Raw genomic sequence first — 24,639 nt, forward strand, 5'->3', positions numbered from 1 at the left:
GGGGTCTAGCCTCTTATGTCTGCATACGGGCGACAAGCGCCTCGAAAAATTGATGTGCCGCTCGCCAAGGGCGCGGGGCAGCTAAAGGGCGGGATTATAGCTTAAAAGCGGCAGCAAGCCTCTAGCGGTGAGTGGCAAGTAGCTTTATTGGCAGCCAGGCATAACCCCGTGGCGAGGGAGCTTGCTCCCGCTCGACTGCGCGGCGGTCGTAAAACCTGCCAACTGTTTTTCACTGGTGCACGGCGTTGAATGGCTTTGGGGCTGCTACGCAGCCCAGCGGGAGCAAGCTCCCTCGCCACGGGGTCATCGATTGCCTCGAGTGAGCGGCACGGTCACAGCAGGGTTCAAGCGTTGTCGACGACCTTGGGCACCCGCTGATCAATCACCCGATACAACGCACTGTCCTCAGGCCAGTTACGCATGAACCGCGCGCGATCCCGGGCGTAGGCCTGGGCGAAGCTGGCGTCGGAGCGGTGCTGGCACATCGAGTCGAGGTCGATCAACGCCCAGCGGTCGTGCTGCCAGAACAGGTTATGGCCCTTGAAGTCGCCGTGGCTGATGCGCTCGCGGATCAGGTCGGTGAACAGCCGGTCCAGCGCAAGCAATTCACGCTCGGGCGCTTCGCCGTTCGCCACATAGGGCGCAAAGCGCTCGATAATGTCCGGCCCCGCCAGGTATTCGGTGACCAGGTAAGCGCCGCGGCGCAGCCACAGGAAACGCTTTTCCATCACCGCCAGGGGCTTGGGCGTGGCGATGCCGAGGAAAGCCAGGCGATGGCCTTCGCGCCAGGAGTGCCAGGCACGGCTCGGGCGCCAGAAGCGCTTGAGCCAATGGGCGAAATTCTTGATGTTGTAGCGCTTGATCACCAGGGGGCGACCGCTTACCTCGACCTTGCCGACGCTCGCCGCGCCACCGGTCTTGTACAGGTGACCCTGGTCGAGCAAGGCGTCCGCCTGTTCCAGCACCGGGAGCATGGCCGCTTCTTCATCGCGACGAATCGCCCGCAGGCCAAACGCCCCGCGCCGCACACTGAACAGGCTGCACTCGCGCCCAACCTTTTCCAGGAAGTCTTTCAGGCGCCAGGCATGAACCTTGTCGATCTGTTTTTGCAGGGCTTCCATGGGCAACGCATGTTCGGCGTTGCCCAGCAGGTAATACACCAGCAGCTCTTCATTGAACGGCTCGAGGGACTTGGGTAATTGGGCGAAAAACACGCCCAGGTTCTCGAGGACTTTTTGTCGAGACAATGGCTGTCCCGGGGTTTCGGCGCGAATGCCAGCCCCATCGATCAAATAGAGCTTGCCATCGTGACGCAGCAGATTGTCCAGGTGCAGGTCTTCCTGCCACAGGCCTTTGCCATGCAATTGCGCGATGGCGCCCAAAGCCTCGGCCAGCACCGCTGTTTGTTCATCTGCCAACAATGGCAACTGCTCGACGTATCTCCAGGCATCCCCCAGGCTCTCGGCGCCTTCGAGCAACTCGAACAACAACCAGCCACCTTCGCCCTCTTTCAGGCCATCGGCGAGCAATAGCGGAGTCGTCAGCCCTTGTTCCGCCAGCAGGCGCACGCCTTGCAATTCCCGTTGAAAATGCCGGGCGGCCTTGCTGCCTACCAGCAATTTTGCAAGGACCGGGCGACCGCGCCAGACGCCCGCACCGACGTAACGCTGCCCCGGCAGTACCCGCAGCAGCGTCAGCAATTGCAATTGCGCCGGGCCTGCGGCATCGGCCAATGTCAGGCTCAGTGGCAGGCTGGGGCTGCGGCCAGCGCTCTTCAATTCGGACAACTGCATCAACGGGCCTCCTTATGGCTGCGCCGGGCGCTCAGTCGAGTCACCCAGCCATCGACCAGCCCGCTGTCGGGCGGCTGGTCCAGATAGGTAGACAACAGCTGGCGCACATCAGCGTCGCTCCATATGGCGGCGCGACGCAGCAACGGCTCTAAATCCTTGACTCGATCACGCTGGCCGAACAGCAACGGCCGGGTCTTTTCCAAATCGATCAATTGCGCCTGGTAGCCGCTGGCAGTGGCTTGCAGGAAGATGTGCTTGGGATAAAAGCAACCGTGCACCTGGCGCACCTCGTGCAGGCGCCGCGCCAACTGGCCGCAGGCTTCAAGGATGGTGGCATGTTGCGCCGCCGTCAGGGTCGGCCAGCGTTGCAACAGCGAATCCAGGTCATCCCAGCCATCCAGGGCTCGGGTCAGCAGGATCGCCCGCACTTCGCCGTCCACCTTGCGCTGGCCGTAGAAGACTGCTTGCAGGGCCGGAATCCCCAGTTGGCGATAACGGCTGATGTTGCGAAACTCCCGGGAAAAACTCGGCTCGCCAAAGGGATGCGACCAAGTCCGGGTCAGGTAATTGCTCTGGCGCTTGAGGTAGTAGCCGCGGCCCTCCAGCTCCAGCCGGAACACGCTGCTCCACCCATCGCCCGAAGTGTTGGGCTCATCCACCGCGTCCAGTTCGCGCGCCCATAAGGCTTCGAAGCTGTCCAGGCCATGACGTTGCAGCAACGCCCGGTCTTCAGCGGCCAGAAAATCAGTCATTCACGCCCCTCGAAAAATCTCACCACGTGGCGGATGCGTTTCTTGTCGCACGCATCGAGCCGATCACGCTGGCGGTATTGCAGGTAAAAGCGCAGTCGCTGGGTGGCCGACAAGTGATACTTGGCCACTTTGTCCAGGCACGCCAGGTCTTTGGTGATCCGGTACTTGAGCCAGAAACCACGCCAGAAATCCCCGTTCGGACAATCGATCAGGAACAGTCGTGACTGGTCATCGATCAGCAGGTTGCGCCATTTCAAATCGTTGTGGGTAAAGCGATGGCCATGCATGGTCCGTGTGTAGTTCGCCAGTTGCTGGCTCACGCCATCGACCCAGGCACGATCCGCCAGCCGCGGATCATGACGTTCGGCCAGGGCCGAGAGATCTTCGGTATCGGGCAGCTCACGGGTGATCATCGCGCCACGTGCGTAGGTCGCGCCGTTGCGCTCCAGGCCCCAGGCAATGATTTCGGCGGTGGGAATGCCCCATTTGGCGAAGCGCTTGAGGTTCTGCCACTCGGACTTTACCCGCGGCTTACCCAAGTAGCGGCGCAAGCCCTTGCCAGCCCCGACGTAGCGCTTGACGTAGTAATTCACGCCGTTGCGCTGCACCCGGACCACCTCCGACAACGGATCACGGGTCAGCCGCTCCCCTTGCAGGGCAAACACCGCGTCGAGACTGCCAAAATCCTGTGCCAGGTCGGCGTAGGCCGGTTCCAGTTTCCAGCCCGACATCAGAGCGCGTCCCCGTACCGCTGTTTGCGGGCATACAACTTGTTGGCCTTGCCTTCGAGCCAGCTCAGCAGCGACGCCTCTTCGGCGAGGATCCGCCGCAGCGGCTGCTGGAAATAGCCCTTGAGAAAGCGCAGCTTGTCGCGGCGGGTCAGGCCGATGTCCAGCGCCGAGAAATACAGCGCCGCCAGGTCCTTGTTGCGCCAGCGAGTGGTGATGGCCGGACGGGTCTGGGCACGGTGCAGGTCAATCACCGAGAGCTTGAAATCTCCAGGCGTCACCGGCTTGTCGGTGTGCAGCAAAAAATGGCAGATGTAGCAGTCACGATGGTTGACCCCGGCACGGTGCATCATGCCCGTCATGCGCGCCACTTCGGCGATCAGGGCACGCTTGAGCGCCGGCTGTGGCGGCTGCTTGACCCAGTCGATGCTGAAGTCTTCAAGGCTGATGGTCGGCGCCAGTTCTTCGGTGACGATGAACGAGTGCTGGTCCGCCGGATTGCTACCCTTCTCGCCATAAGCCACGGCGGTCATGGTCGGCACGCCGACTTCCTGCAAGCGCTGGATCGCTTTCCATTCCTGCCCTGCGCCGAGGACCGGCAATTTGGCGGTGATCAGGTTCTTGAAGATCTCGCCCCAACCGATGCCACGATGGATCTTCACGAAAAAGCCGCGACCGTCCACCTCCGTACGCAACGTGCGCCGGGCTTCCAGTTCGCGATAGACCTCGCCCTTGAGCGCTTCGACTTCGGTGAACGCATCGCGTCCGGCCCAAAGGCTCTTGAACGGTTCGGCCAGCATCAGTTTCATTGTGCGTGCTCCGCCAATATCACATCGGCCGCGTGCTGCGGCATGCTGTAGAGGTCGGCCGTCTCGGCGAAGGCCAGACCGTTGCGACTCCAGGCCGCCCGTGCATCGGCATCGCTCAGCATCCGGCCCAGGTACTCGGTGAGCTGCGCCTGTTCGAATGGCTCATCGAGCACCAGGCCGCTGTCGGCCTCGGCGATGTAATGGGCGTACCCGCACACCGCGCTGACCAGCACCGGCAATCCGGCCACCAGGGCTTCGAGCAGTACCGTACCGGTGTTCTCGTTGTACGCCGGATGGATCAGCAAGTCGGCGCCCAGCAGGAAACGCGGGATGTCGCTGCGGCCCTTGAGGAACCGCACGTTGTCACCGAGCCCAAGGGCGGCGCTCTGCAATTGGAATACTTTGGGGTCGTCCTGGCCGATTACAAATAGGCGGGTGCGTTTTTTCAGCTCCGAGGGCAGCGCGGCCAAGGCCTTGAGGCTGCGATCCACGCCCTTGGTCTTGAACCCGGAACCGATTTGTACCAGCAGCAGATCGTCATCGGCCAATTCGAATTCGGCACGGAACGCGGCGCGGATCTCGTCGGCATCGGCGGGCCGCCGACGGTCCTGGGCGATGCCCGGCGGCAGCAGGTGAAAGCGCTCCAGCGGCGTGTCGTAGTGCTTGATGAACAGCGGCTGCTGGACTTCGGAAATCATCAGCACCTCGGTTTTCGCGTCCTTGGCGAACACCGCCCGCTCGTATTCGGCGAAGTGCCGGTAGCGACCCCAACGCCGGTACAGCGAGTTGCGCAGGTTTTGCGCCTTGTCCTCGAAGCAGCCGTCGGCGGCGTAGTACACGTCCAGGCCAGGCATTTTGTTGAAGCCGATCAAGCGGTCCACCGGGCGCTTCGCCAGGTCGGCCTCCATCCACGCGCTGAGTTTTTCGTTGCGACGATGGTTGAACAGCGCCTTGACCGGCGCCACCAGCACCTCGAAGCCCGGTGGGACGTCGCCTTCCCAGATCAGTGTGTAGACGCGGATCTGGTGACCGCGGCGCTGGCACTCCAGGGCGATGCGCATGAAGTCACGCTGCAAGCCACCGAAGGGGAAGTACTTATAAAGGACAAAAGCCAATTGCATCAGCGCGGCTCCTCAGCCAATAACGTGCTCAAGTGGCTGGCAACACGCTCGGGGTTCAGACGCGTGAAGCACAGAGGCTGTTCGCGTTTCAGGTCAAACCGACGGGCATCTTCGGCCGTCGGCGGGTAGGTGCATTGTTTCTGCATGCAAGGGGCGCAAGGAAAATCGCTGGCGAGATGAACCTGGCGCTTGCCGTAGGCACCGGTAAGCACCGGGTTGGTAGGGCCGAGCAGCGAAATGGTCGGCACATCCAAGGCCGCGGCCAGGTGGCCGAGCCCCGTGTCGACTGCCACGCAAGCCTGGGCGCCGGCAAGCACCTTGCCCATGCCGCCCAGGTTCAGTTTCGGCAAGACCTCGACATTGCGCAGGCCCTTGGCGATGCGTTCGGCCCGGGCCTTCTCCAGCGGATTGCCCCACGGCAGCTTTACCACCACGCCGAATTGGCTCATGCGCTCGGTGAGCTGGCGCCAGTAGAGCTCAGGCCAGTGCTTGGACTCCCACGTCGTGCCATGCAGGAAAACCACATAAGGATATTTGCGTGGCAACTCGACCAGGCGATCGACGTTCAGGCCATAGTTGCCCAGGGTCTTGGGCAAGTCATAACCCAGCGCCACGGCGAACAATTGCCGCACACGCTCAACCGCATGCTGACCGCGCGCCACTGCCAGCCGGCGAGAGTAGAACCGCGCGGCCAGGGGTTCACGGGCAGAGTCTTTGTCCAGGCCTGCCACCGGAGCCTTGACGTAGCGGGTCAGCCAGGCGCTTTTCAGCAGGCCCTGCGCATCGATCACCAGGTCATATTTTTCGGCGCGCACGCTCTGTTTGAAGCGTCGCCATTCGCCGCTCTTGATGGTTTGCCAGAGGTTCTTGCGCCAGCGTCGGATCGCCACCGGGATGACCTTGCCCACGGCCGGGTGCCAGGTAGGGATTTCGGCGAAGCCTTCTTCCACCACCCAATCGAACTTGATCCCGGGAATCGCCCGCGCGGCGTCGGTCAAAGCCGGCAGGGTGTGGACCACATCCCCCAGCGAAGAAGTCTTGATCAGCAATACCCGCAAGTTACCGGACCTCCACGGGTGTGCCCTGCAACCGCTCCAGAGCCTCGTTCACCGACGGCGGCATGAGTTGGCGCAGGCAGTTGTAATGACCGAAGCGGCAGGTACGGTCGAAGCATGGACTGCATTCGATGCCCAGGCGCACGACTTCGACCTTGTCGGCCAACGGCGGCGTGAAGCCTGGCGAGGTGGAACCATAGACCGCGACCAATGGGCGGTTCAGGGCCGCGGCCACGTGCATCAGGCCGGAATCGTTGGACACCACCGAATCAGCGCAGGACAACAGATCGATGGCTTCGGCCAGGGAGGTATCGCCGCTGAGATTCACCGATTCCTCTCGAAGCCCGGGGATCAGCCGCGAGCGGATGTCTTCGCCCACGGGGTGATCTTTTTTCGACCCGAACAGCCAGACTTGCCAGCCTTCGCGAATCTTCGCCTCGGCGACTTGGGCGTAATGTTCCGCTGGCCAACGCTTGGACTCGCCAAACTCGGCGCCCGGACACAACGCCAGCACCGGACGATCCAGGCTCAGGCCGAACTTGGCCAGCGCCGCTTCACGGGTCACCGGATCGATCCGCAGGCTCGGACGCGGATAAGGCTTGGGCAACTCGGCGCCCGGCTCGTAGGCCAGGGCCATGAAGCGCTCGATCATCAGCGGATAACGGTCTTTATCCAGCGTGCGCACATCGTTGAGCAGGCCGTAGCGAAACTCCCCGCGCCAGCCGGTGCGCTTGGGAATGCCCGCGAAAAACGGCACCAGCGCAGATTTCAGGGAGTTGGGCAGCAGGATCGCCTGGTCGTACTGACCGGCCAGGGATTTACCGATGCGTCGACGGGTCGCCAGTTCCAGCGCGCCGTGGCCGAGCGGAAAGCTCAAGGCCTTGCGCACTTCGGGCATGCGCTCAAGGATCGGCCGACTCCACTCTGGAGCCAGCACGTCGATTTCACACTGTGGGTGGCGCTGCTTCAGACACTGGAAGAGTGTCTGCGCCATCACCATGTCACCGACCCAACTGGGCCCAACGATCAGAATATTCATGTGCTTTCCAAAAACGATACGGGGAGGCCTACGCCTCCCCGCCTCGAGAATCACTGTGGCTTAGGTCGTTGCCTGTTGCCTTCAATCTACAACACACCGCGAATCTACTGTGGGAGCGAGCCTGCTCGCGAAGAGGCCATCACATCCAGCATCAATGTCGCCTGACACTCCGCCTTCGCGAGCAAGCTCGCTCCCACAGGGTTTTGCATGTATTTGCAGCTCAATGCTGCACCGCCAATCCATTGTGGGAGCGAGCCTGCTCGCGAAGAGGCCATCACATCCAGCATCAATGTCGCCTGACACTCCGCCTTCGCGAGCAAGCTCGCTCCCACATTTAAAACTTCAGCTCAGCCCCAGCTCTCGCCAGATCCGCAGCACTTGTCGACGCTCATCCACGAACTGGTCGCCGGTGATCACCCCGGCGTCTTTCTGCAAGGCCTGGCGGTGAGCGGCGGAGCGGAAGGCCTTATAGGCCTCGCGCAACAGGGCAGCATCTTCAGCGGGCATCAGCCCGGCCTCCTCCAGCCCTTCCAGAATCCGGATGTTATCGGTGTAGCGCAGCAGCGACGGGTATTGCTCGGACCACGCCAGGGCCGCGTATTGCACCATAAATTCTATATCGACGATACCTCCGGCATCCTGCTTGAGGTCGAAGGGCGCCGTAGCCTCGAAGGCGTTCGGTGCGGTCCCGGCAGCGGTGGTCTTGCTGCCCAGGTTGTCGCGCATCTTCGCGCGCATTTCGCTGACCTCCTGGCGCAGCATCGGCAGATCGCGCTTGCGTCCCAGCACCTGGGCACGAACTTTCTCGAACGCCTGGCCCACATCCTGGCTACCCACCAGCACTCGGGCCCGCACCAGGGCCTGGTGCTCCCAGGTCCAGGCTTCGTTCTCCTGATAGCGAGCAAACGCCCCGAGGGAACTGACCAGCAACCCGGACGCACCGGACGGCCGCAGGCGCATGTCCACTTCATAAAGCTGCCCGGAATTGGTCTGGGCCGTCAGCAAGTGAATGATCCTTTGGCCGAGCCGGGTGAAAAACTGCGCGCCGTCGATCGGTTTCGGGCCATCCGTTTCCGCCTGGGGATCGCCGTCATGGATGAACACCAGGTCCAGGTCCGAACCATGCCCCAATTCCAGGCCGCCGACTTTCCCATAACCGACAATAATGAAGCCCGGATCGCACAGGCTGCCATCGGTGCGCAATGGTACGCCGTGCTTGGCAGCCGTCTGGCGCCAGGCCAGGGCCAGCACTTGCTCGAGAATCGCCTCGGCCAGCCAGGTCAGGTAATCGCTGACTTTCATCAGCGGCAGGCTGCCGGCGATTTCCGAAGCGGCCACCCGCAAACGGTGCGCCAGCTTGAAATGCCGCAGCGCCTCCATTTGTTGTTCGAGGTCGTCCTCGGGAATCCGCGTCAGGCGTTCGCGCAACTCGGCGGCCAGCTCTGGCGCCAAGGGCGGCTTGAACAGGCGCCCCTCGTTGAGCAACTCATCGAGCAACAGTGGGAACCGGGTGATCTGCTCGGCGATCCACGGGCTTGCCGCGCACAGCGTCAGCAAGCGTCGCAAAGCACCGGGATTTTCGGTCAACAACACCAGGTAAGCCGAACGGCGCGCCACCGCCTCTACCAGCGGAAGCACCCGCTCCAGCACCAGGTCCGGGTTGGCATGCTCCACCGCCTGGGCCAGAAGACGTGGAATGAAGGCATCCAGACGTTCGCGCCCCAGGCGCTGCATGGCGCGCAATTGCGGGCTGCCGCGCAAGGCAGCGAGGGCCTTGAGCGCTTTGGGTGCATCGGCGAAGCCACCCTCTTCCAACTGACGACACGCCGCTTCTTCATCCTGGCTGTCTTCCCACAAAGGCAACCATTCGCCGCCCACCACCACTTCGCTTTCGCCGCCCTCTTCTTCATCCGGGTCGGCGATGACCTGGCCGAAATGCCAGGCCACGCGCCCACGCCAGTGCATCAACTGCTCATGAAAGCTCGACCAGTCGGCAAACCCCAGCATGAACGCAATGCGTGCCTGGTCCTGCGGGCTGTCCGGCAACATCTGGGTCTGGCGGTCGGCAATGGCCTGGATCGCATGCTCGGTATAACGCAAGAACTCATAACCCTGGCGCAGCTCGTCGACGACCTTGGCCGGCAGGTAACCCTGGCCTTCGAGAATGCCCAGTACCTTGAGCAGCGGACGCTGCTGCAAGCTCAAGTCTCGGCCGCCGTGGATCAGCTGGAACGCCTGGGCAATGAACTCCACTTCGCGGATGCCGCCCGATCCCAGCTTGATGTTATCGGCCATGCCCTTGCGCCGGACTTCCTGCTGGATCAGCTGCTTCATGGTGCGCAGCGCTTCGATGGCGGAAAAATCCAGGTAACGGCGATAGACGAACGGACGCAGCATGTCGAGCAGTTGCGCCCCGGCCACCTGGTCGCCGGCCACTACCCGCGCCTTGATCATGGCGTAGCGTTCCCAGTCGCGGCCCTGGTCCTGGTAATACTGCTCCAAGGCATTGAAGCTCAGCACCAGCGCACCGGCCGAACCGTAGGGGCGCAGTCGCATGTCGACGCGAAATACGAAGCCGTCGACGGTCATCGGGTCCAGGGCCTTGATCAAGCGTTGGCCCACCCGGATGAAAAATTCCTGGTTATCCAGCGGCCGCTTGGCGCCGACGGTTTCGCCACCTTCGGGGTAGGCAAAGATAAGGTCGATGTCCGACGACAGGTTCAGCTCCACCGCGCCAAGCTTGCCCATGCCCAGGATGACCATGTGCTGCGGCTCGCCGGTGCGTCGTCCGGTAGGCGTGCCGAATTGCTGGCTCAGGCGCAGGTATAACCATTGGTAGGCCTGGTCGATGCAGGCATCGGCCATGTCCGAGAGGTCGCGGCAGGTCTGGACCAGATCGGCCTGGCGGTTCAAGTCACGCCAGATGATCCGCACCTGGTGGCGAGTGCGCTGGCGGCGCAGGACGCGACCCAACTCCTCTTCGCTCTCGGCAGCCTGCACGGCGGCGCCGATCTGTGCGCACAGCTCACCGGGGGCAAAGCTGCGGTCCAGCTCACCGCTGCCTACGAGCGCCAAGAGCATTGCAGGGTCGCGCACACTTTGCTCGACGACAAAGTCGCTGGCGGCGGCGACACGCTGGAACGCCTCCCAGCGCTGCGGCGTCCAGGTCGACAGCTCATGGTCATGGCCGAGCAAGGTGACCGCCGCACGGAACGACTGCTCGGCACGGCTGACCAATGACTGGAGAATTGCCGGTAGCTTTTCAGCTATTGGGACAAGCGAGGGCAGGCTCATGGTCTATCCTTGATCGGCGCGGGAAAGGCTCGATGTAGCGTTTTTGCAAAAGACACTACCTGATCGACTGTCGAACAAAGATGATAAATAGCTGAAAATCTGATTTTATTGGCAGCCGGCATCAAGTTTTTACCTGTTCGAGTTGGCTAAAGACCAACAGTAACGATTATTCTCACAACGAAACGAGGGGCCACGAGCCGCTCAGGTGTAGTTTTACTACTCGTCTATACATTCGAAAGGCTGAAACGGCCGACGATTTGTAGTAAAACTACACGCCGCCGAAACAACCCTTCGGCAATCCAAGAATTTATATCGTCTGCCCACAAGGCCAGTCGCAAACTCAGGCAACCGATTCTGGTAGCCTTTCCGCCCTGGAGCAAGCCATGCAAGACCTCGATCCCGTCGAAACCCAGGAATGGCTGGACGCCCTGGAATCGGTTCTCGACAAAGAAGGCGAAGACCGTGCTCATTATCTGATGACCCGTATGGGCGAACTCGCGACCCGCAGCGGTTCGCAACTGCCCTACGCCATCACCACGCCGTACCGCAACACGATCCCCGTTACCCACGAAGCACGCATGCCTGGCGACCTGTTCATGGAACGCCGCATTCGCTCGCTGGTACGCTGGAACGCGTTGGCCATGGTCATGCGTACCAACCTGAAAGATTCTGACCTGGGCGGTCACATCTCCAGCTTCGCCTCCAGCGCGACGCTGTATGACATCGGCTTCAACTACTTCTTCCAGGCCCCGACCGACGAACACGGCGGCGACCTGATCTACTTCCAAGGTCACGCATCGCCAGGCGTCTACGCCCGTGCGTTCATGGAAGGTCGTATCACCGAAGACCAGATGAACAACTTCCGCCAGGAAGTGGACGGCAACGGCCTGTCCTCGTACCCGCACCCTTGGCTGATGCCTGACTTCTGGCAGTTCCCGACCGTTTCCATGGGCCTGGGCCCGATCCAGGCGATCTACCAGGCACGCTTCATGAAGTACCTGGAAGCTCGCGGCTTCATCCCGGCCGGCAAGCAGAAAGTCTGGTGCTTCATGGGCGACGGCGAGTGCGACGAGCCGGAATCCCTGGGCGCGATCTCCCTGGCCGGCCGCGAGAAGCTGGACAACCTGATCTTCGTCATCAACTGCAACCTGCAGCGCCTCGACGGCCCGGTTCGCGGCAACGCCAAGATTATCCAGGAACTCGAAGGCGTGTTCCGTGGCGCCCAGTGGAACGTCAACAAAGTCATCTGGGGCCGTTTCTGGGACCCATTGCTGGCCAAGGACGTCGACGGCATCCTGCAGCGTCGCATGGACGAAGTCATCGACGGCGAGTACCAGAACTACAAGGCCAAGGACGGCGCGTTCGTCCGTGAGCATTTCTTCAACTCGCCTGAACTGAAGGCGATGGTTGCCGACTTGTCCGACGACGAGATCTGGAAACTGAACCGTGGCGGCCACGACCCGTACAAGGTCTACGCGGCGTACCACCAGGCGGTCAACCACAAAGAGCAACCGACCGTTATCCTGGCCAAGACCATCAAGGGTTATGGCACCGGTGCCGGCGAAGCGAAGAACACCGCGCACAACACCAAGAAGGTCGATGTCGACAGCCTGAAGTTGTTCCGCGACCGCTTCGACATTCCGGTCAAGGACAGCGAGCTGGAAAACCTGCCGTTCTTCAAGCCTGAAGAAGGCAGCGCCGAAGCCCGTTACCTGGCCGAGCGCCGTGCCGCACTGGGCGGATTCGTGCCGCAGCGTCGTGCCAAGAGCTTCAGCATCCCGACACCGCCACTGGACACCCTCAAGGCGATCCTGGACGGCTCGGGCGACCGTGAAATCTCCACCACCATGGCTTTCGTGCGGATCCTCGCGCAACTGGTTAAGGACAAGGAAATCGGCCAGCGCATCGTCCCGATCATCCCGGACGAAGCCCGTACTTTCGGTATGGAAGGCATGTTCCGCCAACTGGGCATCTACTCGTCCGTCGGCCAGCTCTACGATCCGGTCGATAAAGACCAGGTGATGTTCTACAAGGAAGACAAGAAGGGCCAGATCCTCGAAGAAGGCATCAACGAAGCGGGCGCCATGAGCTCCTTCATTGCCGCCGGTACTTCGTATTCCAGCCACAACCAGCCAATGCTGCCGTTCTACATCTTCTATTCGATGTTCGGCTTCCAGCGTATCGGCGACCTCGCCTGGGCCGCAGGCGACAGCCGCACCCGTGGTTTCCTGATCGGCGGTACCGCAGGCAGAACCACCCTGAACGGCGAAGGCCTGCAGCACGAAGACGGTCACAGCCACATGCTGGCCGGCACCATCCCGAACTGCCGCACCTATGATCCGACCTACGGCTACGAGCTGGCGGTGATCATCCAGGACGGCATGAAGAAGATGACCGAAGAGCAACAGGACGTCTTCTACTACATCACCGTGATGAACGAGTCCTACCAGCAGCCAGCCATGCCGGCCGGTGTCGAGGAAGGCATCGTCAAGGGCATGTACCTGCTCGAGGAAGACACCCGCGAAGCGGCGCATCACGTGCAACTGATGGGCTCCGGCACCATCCTGCGCGAAGTGCGTGAAGCGGCGAAAATCCTGCGTGAAGAGTTCAACGTCGGCGCCGACGTCTGGAGCGTGACCAGCTTCAACGAACTGCGTCGCGACGGCCTGGCCGTAGAGCGTACCAACCGCTTGCACCCTGGCCAGAAGCCTAAGCTGAGCTACGTCGAAGAGTGCCTGAACGGCCGCAAAGGTCCGGTCATCGCTTCTACCGACTACATGAAGCTGTTTGCAGAGCAGATCCGCCAGTGGGTTCCTTCCAAGGAATTCAAAGTGCTGGGCACCGACGGTTTCGGCCGTAGCGACAGCCGCAAGAAGCTGCGTCACTTCTTCGAAGTCGACCGTAAGTTCGTTGTGTTGGCAGCCCTGGAAGCCTTGGCTGACCGTGGCGATATCGAACCTAAAGTGGTGGCCGAAGCCATCGCCAAGTTCGGCATCGATCCAGAAAAACGCAACCCACTGGACTGCTGAGGAGAATTTTCGTGAGCGAACTCATTCGCGTACCTGACATCGGCAGCGGTGAAGGTGAAGTAATTGAACTGTTTGTGAAGGTCGGCGACCGTATCGAAGCCGACCAGAGCATCCTGACGCTTGAATCGGACAAGGCCAGCATGGAAGTGCCTGCGCCGAAGGCCGGTGTCATCAAGAGCTTGAAAGTGAAGCTGGGCGATCGCCTGAAAGAAGGCGACGAATTGCTGGAACTGGAAGTCGAGGGCGCCGCTGCGGCGCCTGAAGCTGTCGCGCCTGCGCCAGCCCCGGCAGCCGCTGAGAAGCCGGCCGCCGCACCGGCTGCCGAAGCCGCCCCAGCTCCAGCCGCTGCACCTGCCGTTGCCACCGTCCAGGACATCCATGTCCCGGACATCGGCTCGTCGGGCAAGGCCAAGATCATCGAAGTATTGGTCAAGGTCGGCGACACCGTCGAAGCCGACCAGTCGCTGATCACCCTGGAATCGGACAAGGCCAGCATGGAAATCCCATCGCCGGCTGCCGGCGTGGTGGAAAGCATCGCGGTCAAGCTGGAAGACGAAGTCGGCACTGGCGATTTCATCCTCAAGCTGAAAGTAGCCGGTGCCGCCGCACCGGCCGCTCCCGCCCAGGCCGCTGCGCCTGCCGCCAAGGCTGAAGCCGCTCCGGCTCCGGCTGCCGCGCCAGCCGCCAAGGCCGAGGCGGCTCCGGTTGCCGCCGCGCCTGCTCCAAGCGGTGCCAAGGTGCACGCCGGTCCTGCGGTGCGTCAGTTGGCCCGTGAATTCGGCGTCGAGCTGTCCGCCGTCGGCCCGAGCGGCCCACACGGTCGCGTGCTGAAGGAAGACGTGCAGGCCTACGTCAAGGCCATGATGCAGAAGGCCAAGAACGCACCGGCCGAAGGCGCCACCGGCGGCGCGGGTATCCCGCCAGTCCCGGCAGTGGACTTCAGCCGCTTCGGCGAAATCGAAGAAGTGGCCATGACTCGCCTGATGCAAATCGGCGCGTCGAGCCTGCACCGCAGCTGGCTGAACATCCCGCACGTGACTCAGTTCGACCAGGCTGACATCACCGAGCTGGAAGCTTTCCGCGTTGCGCAGAAAGCCGTGGCCGAAAAGGCCGGCGTGAAGCTGACCGTTTTGCCGCTGCTGCTCAAGGCCTGTGCGCACCTGCTCAAGGAGCTGCCGGACTTCAACGCCTCCCTGGCGCCAAGCGGCAAGGCTGTGATCCGCAAGAAATACGTGCACATCGGCTTCGCCGTCGACACTCCGGAAGGCCTGCTGGTACCGGTCATCCGCAACGTCGACCAGAAAAGCCTGCTGCAATTGGCTGCCGAAGCAGCTGCCCTGGCCGAGAAGGCCCGCAGCAAGAAGCTCAGTGCAGACGACATGCAAGGCGCCTGCTTCACCATTTCCAGCCTCGGCCACATTGGCGGCACCGGCTTCACGCCGATCGTCAACGCGCCGGAAGTGGCGATCCTCGGTGTCTCCAAGGCCACCATCCAGCCTGTCTGGGACGGTAAAGCGTTCCAGCCAAAGCTGATGCTGCCGCTGTCGCTGTCCTACGATCACCGTGTGATCAACGGCGCCGCCGCCGCACGCTTCACCAAGCGTCTGAGCGACCTGCTGGGCGACATCCGCACCATCCTGCTGTAACACCGGGCGGCCCTCCCTCGCGGAGGGCCATTCGGACCACTGTTTTCCGAGCGCCACGCTCGTACCTCAACCCCGTCCATTTGGCGGGGCTTTTTTTGCCTGGAAAAAAGCCTGACATCAGAACCAGGCCATTCACCAGACAACTTTCCTACTTCCCCCCGCATGAATGACTACACCGCCTGTTAGTCATTGCCCACAAACTGCGCCCCCTCCCCCTGCGATATTTATTCTGCGCCGAGCTTTAGCATCCATCGATCAAGGCAACTAACTGCTTTGTAAAACTGAATATCGAATGGATTCGAATATGTTCAAGCCTACCGTCGGCCCCATTATCGGCCACACCACAACAGATCACTGTCGAATTTTTCTGCGAGGCGACTATGCCGACAACTTGGTATTTGCCGGCGTTCGCCATAGGCGCCAAGGCGATACAACGTGGTCGAAGGGACACTTTGTTCAATTGAACGCCCATCGCGACATGTCCGATGTCATCGTCTTGAATGGTCTTCAAGCCGATACGCTTTATGAATACCAGGCGGGCTGGTTCAGTCTCTTGAGCCCGACCCATACCGTGGAAACCATTGCGGAGCTGCCGCTGCAATGGCCCCGGACAACTTACCGTCTGCGCACGCAATCCGGCGCAGCCGATACACCGCGGGCCTATGTTGTCGGCTCTTGCCGTTATCTGCGGATCACTGGCGGCGTGCCGTCGTTGCCGGGGCTGGGGGACCGGACGTTTGCCGGCATCAATCGTCTGGTGGAAAAGGCCAACCCGCCAATCAGCGCGATATTAATGACTGGAGACCAGGTTTATCTCGACGACTTGAACGTTGTCGCGCCGGACCGAACCTATAAGAATATTCTTTTCAAATACCGCACGGCCTTTACCCAACCGCATATCAGCAAGTTGATGTCCAGCGTACCGACCTACATGATCCTTGATGATCATGAAATCGAAGATAACTGGCCGGCCAATAAAACCAGTCGCGATGCCGTGTTATATGCGAACGCCATGCAAGCCTATGGGATTTATCAAGCCAGCCATGGCCCTGCTCATGAACATTCAGAGGATGGCTTAAATAAATCACTGAAACACTACTGGTACCGATTGAGTCATGGCGATATTGAATGGTTCGTCACCGACAGCCGGACACAACGCAACCTGGCGGCAGACGATCGACGCATTCTCGATGAAGAACAGGAGCAAGCCCTGCTCGAATGGCTCATCAACAGCCGTGCCCGGGTCAAGCTCATCGTGACCAGCGTCTTGTTCTACCCCGACAGCAAGCACAATGACGCCGACGCCTGGCAGGCGTTCCCGGGCCAACGCCTGCGTGTTCTGGAAACCCTGCGTCGCCATGGGATCAAGAACGTGTTTTTCGTGACGGGTGACATCCATGGTTCGATGACCTGTCGCTTGCGTCACAGCCAGGATCCTGATTTCGAAGTCAACACCATCATTTCCTCGCCGTTTTGCAACAGCAAGCTGCTGCCTTATGCAAAAGCGGCGGATTTTGTTTTCGACGCCCCGATCGCTCGCACGCAAAGCGGCGAATATCACAGTGAACTGACCAGCAAGGTGCTCGGACAGGATAACTTCGCGCGGCTGTATATCACGGCGCAGAGCGTTCAAGTCACCTTCCACGACCGTGACGGCCTGGCCTTGCAGACCGTCGATATCCCGCTGCGCTGACAGGCGCAAGCACCAGCCATGCCCTCTGATCGGCCGGCGACTGAAGAAATCCGGTTGTCGGCCGATAAAAGGTTTATAGCACTTGGCCTTCATGTCTCTTGTCAGCCAGTGCCGCAATGATGCAACCTTGCGGCAATCCGTAATAACGAGGGCGTCAGCCCGGCGCGATCAGCATTTTCGAAGCGAGTTTCCCCATGAAAAGCCAACCCGATGCCGCCAGCCGTATGGCGGCCGAGGTAGTGACGCAGTTACCGGTGCCCGCGCGGCTCGGTATGCTGCGTTTCGAACGGCTGAATGAAGCAAGCTGGGCGCTGTTATTCCTCGATCCCAATTGCGAGCGATACTTCGGCCTACCAGCGGTAGAACTGTGCTCGCTGGTCAGCTCGCCCTACGCCAGCCTGATGGAACCGCAGGCTCGCTATCAATTGCACGACGCTATCCAGCAACAACTGGCCCAGGCTTCGCATTACCAGATTCGCTACACGCTCCACACCGCCAAAGGGCCGATGAACCTGCTGGAAACGGGCGAGGCCTACAAACAGCACAATCGGCATCTGCTGCGCGGCTATCTGTTGGTCGTGGACAATGTGCTCGAAGACGAGCCGTCCCTGCCGGCACTGGATCTGGAAACCCAGAACTCACGACTGCAGATCGCCCTGGAACTGAACCAGCGCGCGCAGCAGGAGCAGCTCCAGCACCTGGACCGGGTGCGCGCCCAACAGGACCTGATCCTGCTGCTGACCCGCCAACGCTACAGCGCCAACAACTCCCTGCTGGAAGCGGCCGAACTCATTACCCGCAGCGCCTGTGACATCTACCAGATCGACTGCGCCAGCCTGTGGAACCTGGAAGACGGCAAGCTGGTGCCGATTTCCGCCTACAACCAGGCAACCCAGGCGTATTTCCTGCCGGCGGTGATCAACGCCGACGATTTTCCCGACTACATGGAAGCGCTGCAGACCTGCCGCGCCATTGATGCTCACAACGCGATGCGCGACCCGCGCACCCGCGAAATGGCCGAGAACCTTCGCGCCCGCGATGTCAACGCCATCCTTGACGCCAGCGTGCGTATCGATGGCCAAGTGGTGGGCGTCCTGTGCCTGGAGCAAGTGGGGGTTACCCGCGCCTGGCAGTCGGATGAGATCGCCTTCGCCGGCGAACTGGCGGATCAGTTCGCGCAGGTCATCAACAATCACAACCGACGAACGGCCACCAGCGCCCTGCATCTATTCCAGCGCGCCGTCGAACAGAGCGCCAATGCGTTCCTGCTGGTCAACTGCGACGGCGTGGTGGAGTACGTCAACCCGAGCTTCACGGCGATCACCCAGTACACCACCGAGGAAGTCCACGGCCAGCGCCTGTCTGAATTGCCGGCCCTGGAGAATCTCAGTGAACTGCTGTTCGATGCGCCGTCGGCGCTGGCCCAGAACAACAGCTGGCAGGGCGAGTTCAAGAGCCGGCGCAAAAACCTGGAACCCTACTGGGGCCAGTTGTCGATTTCCAAGGTCTATGGCGATAACCGCGAGCTGACCCATTACATCGGCATCTACGAGGACATCACCCAGACCAAGCTGGCCCAGCAGCGCATCGAGCGCCTGGCCTACACCGACAACCTGACCAACCTGGGCAACCGCCCGGCGTTCATACGCAACCTCGATGAACGCTTCGCCCGGGACAGCGATTCGCCCATCAGTCTGTTGTTGGTGGACATCGACAACTTCAAGCGCATTAACGACAGCCTTGGCCACCAGACCGGTGACAAACTGCTCATCAGCCTGGCCCGGCGCCTGCGCAACAGCCTGAGCCCCAGCGGCAGCCTGGCGCGGTTCGCCAGTAATGAATTCGCCGTGTTGCTGGACGACACGGACCTGGAAGCCGGGCAGCAAGTGGCCAGCCAGTTGCTGATGACCCTCGACAAGCCGATGTTCGTCGACAACCAACTGATCAGCGTGACCGGCTCCGTGGGCCTGGCCTGCGCGCCGCTGCACGGGCGCGATCCCCAGACCCTGATGCGCAACGCCGGCCTGGCCCTGCACAAGGCCAAGGCCAACGGCAAGCATCAGGTCCAGGTGTTCACCGAAGCGCTGAATGCCGAAGCCAGTTACAAGCTGTTCGTCGAAAACAACCTGCGTCGCGCCTTGACCCAGAACGAGCTGGACGTGTTCTACCAGCCCAAGCTGTGCCTGCGCAGCGGCCGCTTGCTGGGCATGGAGGCGTTGCTGCGCTGGAACCATCCGGACAAGGGCATGATCCGGCCGGACCAGTTCATCAGCGTGGCTGAAGAAACCGGCTTGATCATCCCCATCGGCAAGTGGATCGCCCGCCAGGCGTGCCGCATGAGCAAGCAATTGACCGCCGCCGGGCTGGGTAACCTGCAAGTGGCGATCAACCTGTCACCCAAGCAGTTTTCCGACCCGGACCTGGTTGCCTCCATCGCCAGCATCCTCAAGGAAGAACAGCTGCCCGCCCGGTTGCTGGAACTGGAACTGACCGAAGGCTTGCTGCTGGAAGCCACCGAAGACACCCATTTGCAGCTCGACCAGCTCAAGCGCCTGGGGCTGACCTTGGCCATGGATGACTTTGGCACCGGTTACTCCTCCTTGAGCTACCTGAAAAAATTCCCGATCGACATCATCAAGATCGATCGCAGCTTCATCCATGAAATTCCGGATAACCAGGACGACATGGAAATCACTTCGGCGGTGATCGCCATGGCCCACAACCTGAAGCTCAAGGTCGTGGCCGAAGGCATCGAAACCGCCCAGCAGCTGACCTTCCTGCGCCGTCACCGTTGCGATGTCGGCCAAGGCTATCTGTTCGATCGGCCGATTCCCGGCGCGGAACTGATCGAAAAGCTCAAGCGCTACCCGCGCGGACCGCTTGTCTGAAGCAGCCGCTTATAGCTTGCGGCGGCTTTTCTGAGGCACACTGACGGTCTTATTCGCTCAACTCAATCTGACTGAGAGGACTGATGATGGCCTTGCGCTCGGAAATCCTGGTGAACAAAAACGTGCTCCCAACTCAAGAACAGGCTTTGCCTGGCCGTGAAACGCCTATGGCCTTGCCGGAAAAACACTTCGTCCACGACGTGCCTCTGTTGGGCCCGTTCTCCAATACGGTCGAGTTCGCAATCTTCGGCCTGGGCTGCTTCTGGGGCGCGGAACGCAAATTTTGGCAGCGTGAAGGCGTGGTCAGCACAGTGGTGGGTTACGCGGGAGGCTTTACGCCGAACCCGACATATGAAGAGGTCTGCTCGGGCCTGACCGGCCACAGCGAAGTGGTGCTGGTGGTCTACGAGCCGGAGAAGGTCAGCTACGAACAACTGCTGGCCATGTTCTGGGAACTGCACAACCCGACCCAGGGCATGCGCCAGGGTAACGACATCGGCACCCAATACCGTTCGGTGATCTATTGCACCACCCCCGAACAGCTCGACGCAGCGAACAAGAGCAAAGCCGTATTCCAGGCTGAACTGATCAAGGCTGGCCTCGGAGAAATCACCACCGAAATCGACCAGGCGCCGACGGTTTACTTCGCCGAGGCGTATCACCAGCAATACCTGGCGAAAAATCCTGAAGGGTACTGCGGGATTGGCGGTACGGGCGTGACCTGCCCAATCTGATGGTTTTGCCCTGAAAGGCTTCGCGAGCGAGCTCGCTCCCACAGTGACCGCATTCCTCCAGAACATTCAGTCCAATGTGGGAGCTAGCTAGCTCGCGATGGCGCCCCAGCAGGCGCCATCAACTCTCAGCAATCAGCCAATCCATCTGCCACCCGCCCTGGGTCTGCCCCAGTTTTTTCGACAACCACGGCAGCAGCTCACGCAACTCTTCCTCCAGCCCCCACGGCGGATTGGCAATGGCCAGGCCGGAGCCGTTCAGACTGTTGGGCGTGGCCAGCGGATGCACCAGCAATTCGACACGCAACAGCTTCGGCGCGCCGGTGCCGGCCAAGTCCTGGTAGAAACGGCGCAGCATGCGCTGGTCTTTCACCGGGTACCAGATCGCCGCCACTGTCTGGCGCATCCGACCGATGGCTTCCTTGAGGGAAGCGGCGCAGCGCTGCATCTCGTCCAGTTGCTCAAAGGGCGGATCGATCAGCACCAGGGCACGCTTCTGCGCCACCGGCAGCAGCGCCCGGGGCACATGCCAGCCTTCGCCCAGGTGCACCGCCACGCGACGGTCGCCCTTCATGTTGTCCTTGAGCAGCACGCCGTCTTCAGGGTGTTTTTCGTTGAGCAGCACGCGGTCCTGGGGCCGGGTCAGGCGCCGCGCCAGTTCCGGTGAACCGGGGTAATAGCGCAATTGCCCATCCGGGTTCATCTCGTGCAGCACTTTCATGTAATCGGCGGTCAGCGGCGGCAGATCGCTCGCGCCCCATAACCGCGCGATACCTTCCAGGTACTCGCCGGTACGGTTGGCCTGATCCCCCTGCAGGTCGTACAGCCCGATCCCGGCGTGAGTATCGAGGTAGGCCAGGGGCTGGTCCTTGCGCGACATCAGGGCGATGAGGCGGGTCAAGGTCAGGTGTTTGAACACATCGGCATGATTGCCGGCGTGGAAGGCGTGACGATAATTCATGGCGGCTCCTGCGAAGGGCGACGAGTTTACCCTGAAGTGCGTTCAACGTCAGGGGGTCGCAGCCGAGCGGAGGGCTGTGCGCGAAGCTCAACCAACTCCTGCGTCAGATACGCCAGTAATGGCGCCCTCGGCGCCGGGACCAACCCGGGCGTCTCGACAAAATGCAGGATCTTGCGCCGCAGGATGCGTTCATCGACCCGCTCGAACAGGTCTGGATGCTCCTCGCTCAACCACCCAAGCAGATTATTCAACAGGGCGTCGGTCGAACGCTCGGCCAATGCCTGGAGCACCCCGTCAGGCACTTGCCACCATGGAAACGCCCGAGCCGGCCGTCGGGCGTTGCCCACCACCTCAAGCGATTGCCCGTTTATCAGGCAGCGGCTGACGACCGGCAAAAGCTGACCGGCATCAACGTCGGCCGCTTGCAGGATCGGCAGCACAAAACACCCGTCCCAAAACCGGAAAAAAACCGACCGGCCACCCGGCAATAGCACCTGCGTGAGCCCGCGCAGATGCTCGGCAAGGGTTTGCTGGCTTACCGAGGCCACCGCCAGCCACCCCCAGTCGAGCGAGTCGGTCGACGCTATCCAGTCGAGGAATTCACTGTCGGGGCTGACAGAGGCGACATAGGGCATGACCGATTCCCACTCGGCATAAGGCGTATCGGCCCAAATTGGACTTGGCGCAAGCGTCATCGAACGCCTCCAGGCCGGCAACGGCTCGGCGGCGCTGGCGTTGCCGAGAATCGCGAAAAGCTGCTCTGACGTTTGCAGAGGATGATCCTGCAGCCAGGCGCGGGGCGATTGACCGCCACTCATGGCCGGCCTCGCAGGTCGACCGCTGGACGGGCGGTTGGCGGCATAGGGCAAACGCCGCTCCGGCAACGCTCACACTCCTCACAGAACGGCGCCTGGCCTTGCAGGCTGAGCATTTGTGCGAGGGATAGGCGGGGCAGCGACGCAGCCAACGGTTTTCCAGCACTGCCGGAAGCCGCGCTCATGGCCGGCATCGGCCCACCGCCGACCTGGATTGGTACGCTACTGAAAATCCCGCCCGCGCCGATATTGATCCAATGCCCGCCGGCCTGGATGGTCGCGCTGACACCTGCATCCAGCACAACCTGCTGACCGGCACTGACGTGAAACTGCTGGCTGGCGCTGACGGCCTGGCTGTTCACGCGGATATGCCGCTCGCCGGTCACCAGCAAATGATCGTCTTGCCTGACTTCCGCCTGGCGCCGGCCATGGGTAATACGCTGCTCATCGGCCTTGAGCTCATGCCGCGCCGTACCGGTAACCACGATGCTGCGCTCATGATCGACCTGCACCCGCAGGTCATGCAGCACATGCTGGGTCCAGTTGCGCTGGGCCCGCAGGTAGATCTCTTCGGCGCCCTGGCGATCCTCGATGCGTAATTCGTTATAGCCGCCTCCGCCAGGGCTGCTCTGGCTGCGCAAGATGCTGCGGGTCTTGTCCGCTGGCAGGTCCAGCGGCGGCGGATTGGCACCATTGGGCAAGCAGCCCACCACCACGGGTTTGTCCACGTCACCGTCAATAAATCCGACCAGCACTTCCATGCCGACCCGGGGAATCATCACACCGCCATAACGATCATGGGCCCAACCGGAGGCGACCCGCAGCCAGCAACTGGAATGCTCGTCACGCTTGCCGTCGCGATCCCAGATCAGTTGCACCTTCACTCGTCCGAACTCGTCGCAATGGATCTCGCTGTCGACAGGCCCGGTTACCACCGCCAACTGATAGCCATGGGCAGCCGGCTTTTGGTGGTGCAGAGGTGGGCGATAGAAAACCTGCCATGGCGTGGCCATGAACGTATTGCTGTAGCCCTGGAAACCGTCCGGGCCACCAGGCGCCGTTTCTTCCAGGACCTGGGGCTGACGGCCATGGTGGGTGACCTGCGTGAGCAGCCAGAGATCATTGCACTGTGCCCGAGGGTGCCCGTGAACAGGCAGGAAATGCCCGCTGACCAATGCACGTTGATCGCTGTCGCCCTCGGCCAGGCGGTAGTCGGCCACGTGGCGCTCGAGTGCGCGCCGGGTCAGGTGACGGCCATGATCACGGTCGGAAAACTGGCCCGGATAGCGATAATCCTCCAGCACCGGTTGCTGCTGATTGTCGAGGTTGGCCTGGAGCGACAGGCCAGGCTTGCGGAAGTCATAGTCGCGCCGCGTCACGGCGCTGGTCCGGGCCTGGAGCCGCACCGACAGGCGCTTGATCGCCGGTTCGTCGGCAACCATGCCGCTGCCCGGCAAATACAGGGTCGACTCGGTCAAACGGGGAAACTCCGTCTGGTCGTCGCCGAACACCAGCAAATGGCCGCGGGGGCTGTGCCTGAAATGGTAATGGATGCCCACCTCGGCGCAAATCCGCTCGATGAACGCCAGGTCGCTCTCGCCGTACTGCACGCAATACTCGCGCTCAGGGTACTGCCCGCGCAGGCTGAACTGGAACGCATCACCCTGGATGCCGTGATCCTTCAAGATCCGCTCGACGATGCCGGGCACGGTCAGGTGCTGGAAAATCCGCTGGTTGATGCGATGGCGCAGATAGGCCAGGCGCGGCACCAGGCGGATCTGGTAACGGGTCAGGCGTTTGCCTGAGTCCCCCTGGGCCACGCTGTAGACCTGGCCGTGCACGCCATGCCCCTGGTCGTCGAAAGCCAGGTACGCCTGGCGGTGCAGAAGCTCTTCCAGTGGCAAGTCGGAGCGCTCGCTGACCAGCTCCACGACAAACCGATAGGGCTGGCTGATGGCTTCCTTGCCCTTGAACTCAAGTACCCGGAATTCACTTGGCTCGCTGTCGAGGGTCAGCGTGAAACTGGGTTGGTTGGCAGGTGCGAACATCCGATGTGCCTCTGCTGAATGAAGGCGAGCGATTCTGCATGAGTGCTTGGGGAAGATGATCGACGCTCACGAAAAACAGATTTGCCTTACATGCTGAACGCCAAAAGCCGCGGCACGTGCTGTATTTTCCGATAGACATTCCATGCACCGTGACCACCGGAAACCTTCGTACATATCAATCAGCAAGGTCTTACAACGTGACGAGGCTCGGACCGCAACAGGGCGTGCTAACGTTCC

16 protein-coding genes are annotated in these 24,639 nt (G+C 61.5%); 5 read left to right on the plus strand and 11 right to left on the minus strand.

What is annotated here, in order from left to right; all coding sequences use genetic code 11:
* Positions 1–344: 344 nt before the first annotated feature.
* The 8 genes from PFLQ2_RS02470 to glnE form a co-directional block, all read right to left on the minus strand.
* Complete coding sequence (locus tag PFLQ2_RS02470; RefSeq protein ID WP_003186522.1) at positions 345–1,793, minus strand: lipopolysaccharide kinase InaA family protein; 1,449 nt, start codon at positions 1,791–1,793, stop codon at positions 345–347.
* Entirely contained in the window at positions 1,793–2,545 is a 753-nt protein-coding gene (locus PFLQ2_RS02465; protein WP_003186523.1) for a lipopolysaccharide kinase InaA family protein, read from the minus strand. Before PFLQ2_RS02465 ends, PFLQ2_RS02470 begins: the two co-directional genes overlap by 1 nt.
* Complete coding sequence (locus PFLQ2_RS02460) at positions 2,542–3,276, minus strand: lipopolysaccharide kinase InaA family protein (protein WP_003186524.1); 735 nt, start codon at positions 3,274–3,276, stop codon at positions 2,542–2,544. The genes PFLQ2_RS02465 and PFLQ2_RS02460 overlap by 4 nt, the downstream gene beginning before the upstream one ends.
* Entirely contained in the window at positions 3,276–4,082 is an 807-nt protein-coding gene (gene rfaP / locus PFLQ2_RS02455; RefSeq protein ID WP_003186525.1) for a lipopolysaccharide core heptose(I) kinase RfaP, read from the minus strand. The genes PFLQ2_RS02460 and rfaP overlap by 1 nt, the downstream gene beginning before the upstream one ends.
* Positions 4,079–5,203, minus strand: a complete 1,125-nt coding sequence (locus tag PFLQ2_RS02450; RefSeq protein ID WP_003186526.1) for a glycosyltransferase family 4 protein — start codon at positions 5,201–5,203, stop codon at positions 4,079–4,081. The genes rfaP and PFLQ2_RS02450 overlap by 4 nt, the downstream gene beginning before the upstream one ends.
* Positions 5,203–6,261, minus strand: a complete 1,059-nt coding sequence (gene waaC, locus PFLQ2_RS02445) for a lipopolysaccharide heptosyltransferase I (protein ID WP_003186527.1) — start codon at positions 6,259–6,261, stop codon at positions 5,203–5,205. The genes PFLQ2_RS02450 and waaC overlap by 1 nt, the downstream gene beginning before the upstream one ends.
* Position 6,262: 1 nt before the next feature.
* Positions 6,263–7,297, minus strand: a complete 1,035-nt coding sequence (waaF, locus tag PFLQ2_RS02440; RefSeq protein WP_003186528.1) for a lipopolysaccharide heptosyltransferase II — start codon at positions 7,295–7,297, stop codon at positions 6,263–6,265.
* A 342-nt stretch (positions 7,298–7,639) separates the two neighbouring features.
* On the minus strand, positions 7,640–10,591 hold the full coding sequence (gene glnE / locus PFLQ2_RS02435; protein ID WP_003186529.1) for a bifunctional [glutamate--ammonia ligase]-adenylyl-L-tyrosine phosphorylase/[glutamate--ammonia-ligase] adenylyltransferase: 2,952 nt from the start codon (positions 10,589–10,591) through the stop codon (positions 7,640–7,642).
* A gap of 383 nt (positions 10,592–10,974) precedes the next feature.
* On the opposite strand from glnE, the gene aceE reads away from it, so the two are divergent.
* The 5 genes from aceE to msrA all read left to right on the plus strand — a co-directional run bounded on the left by aceE (position 10,975) and on the right by msrA (position 20,581).
* On the plus strand, positions 10,975–13,620 hold the full coding sequence (gene aceE, locus PFLQ2_RS02430; protein ID WP_003186530.1) for a pyruvate dehydrogenase (acetyl-transferring), homodimeric type: 2,646 nt from the start codon (positions 10,975–10,977) through the stop codon (positions 13,618–13,620).
* Positions 13,621–13,631: 11 nt separating this feature from the next.
* Positions 13,632–15,266, plus strand: coding sequence for a dihydrolipoyllysine-residue acetyltransferase (aceF, locus tag PFLQ2_RS02425; RefSeq protein ID WP_003186531.1), 1,635 nt, complete (start codon positions 13,632–13,634; stop codon positions 15,264–15,266).
* 304 nt (positions 15,267–15,570) lie between these two features.
* Positions 15,571–16,959: an alkaline phosphatase D family protein gene (locus PFLQ2_RS02420; RefSeq protein ID WP_003186532.1), complete on the plus strand. Its 1,389-nt coding sequence runs from the start codon at positions 15,571–15,573 to the stop codon at positions 16,957–16,959.
* Positions 16,960–17,153: 194 nt separating this feature from the next.
* Positions 17,154–19,847 carry a putative bifunctional diguanylate cyclase/phosphodiesterase gene (locus tag PFLQ2_RS02415; RefSeq protein ID WP_003186533.1) on the plus strand — a complete coding sequence of 898 codons (2,694 nt, stop codon included), beginning with the start codon at positions 17,154–17,156 and terminating at the stop codon, positions 19,845–19,847.
* A gap of 86 nt (positions 19,848–19,933) precedes the next feature.
* Positions 19,934–20,581 (plus strand): peptide-methionine (S)-S-oxide reductase MsrA, encoded by a 648-nt coding sequence (gene msrA, locus PFLQ2_RS02410; RefSeq protein WP_003186534.1) that lies wholly within the window; start codon positions 19,934–19,936, stop codon positions 20,579–20,581.
* A 118-nt stretch (positions 20,582–20,699) separates the two neighbouring features.
* Here msrA and PFLQ2_RS02405 read toward each other — a convergent pair whose 3' ends face one another.
* The 3 genes from PFLQ2_RS02405 to PFLQ2_RS02395 are packed head-to-tail and all read right to left on the minus strand — an operon-like array spanning position 20,700 to position 24,402.
* The gene (locus PFLQ2_RS02405; RefSeq protein WP_003186535.1) at positions 20,700–21,539 is read right to left on the minus strand and encodes a 23S rRNA (adenine(2030)-N(6))-methyltransferase RlmJ; all 840 of its coding nucleotides are present in this window, start codon (positions 21,537–21,539) and stop codon (positions 20,700–20,702) included.
* A gap of 26 nt (positions 21,540–21,565) precedes the next feature.
* A complete protein-coding gene (locus PFLQ2_RS02400) occupies positions 21,566–22,357 on the minus strand; it encodes a DUF4123 domain-containing protein (protein ID WP_003186536.1) in 792 nt (263 codons plus the stop codon).
* The gene (locus PFLQ2_RS02395; RefSeq protein ID WP_003186537.1) at positions 22,354–24,402 is read right to left on the minus strand and encodes a type VI secretion system tip protein VgrG; all 2,049 of its coding nucleotides are present in this window, start codon (positions 24,400–24,402) and stop codon (positions 22,354–22,356) included. The genes PFLQ2_RS02400 and PFLQ2_RS02395 overlap by 4 nt, the downstream gene beginning before the upstream one ends.
* Positions 24,403–24,639: the final 237 nt, after the last annotated feature.

The organism is Pseudomonas fluorescens Q2-87 (assembly GCF_000281895.1).
In the GTDB taxonomy this organism is placed as follows: Bacteria; Pseudomonadota; Gammaproteobacteria; order Pseudomonadales; family Pseudomonadaceae; genus Aquipseudomonas; species Aquipseudomonas fluorescens_S.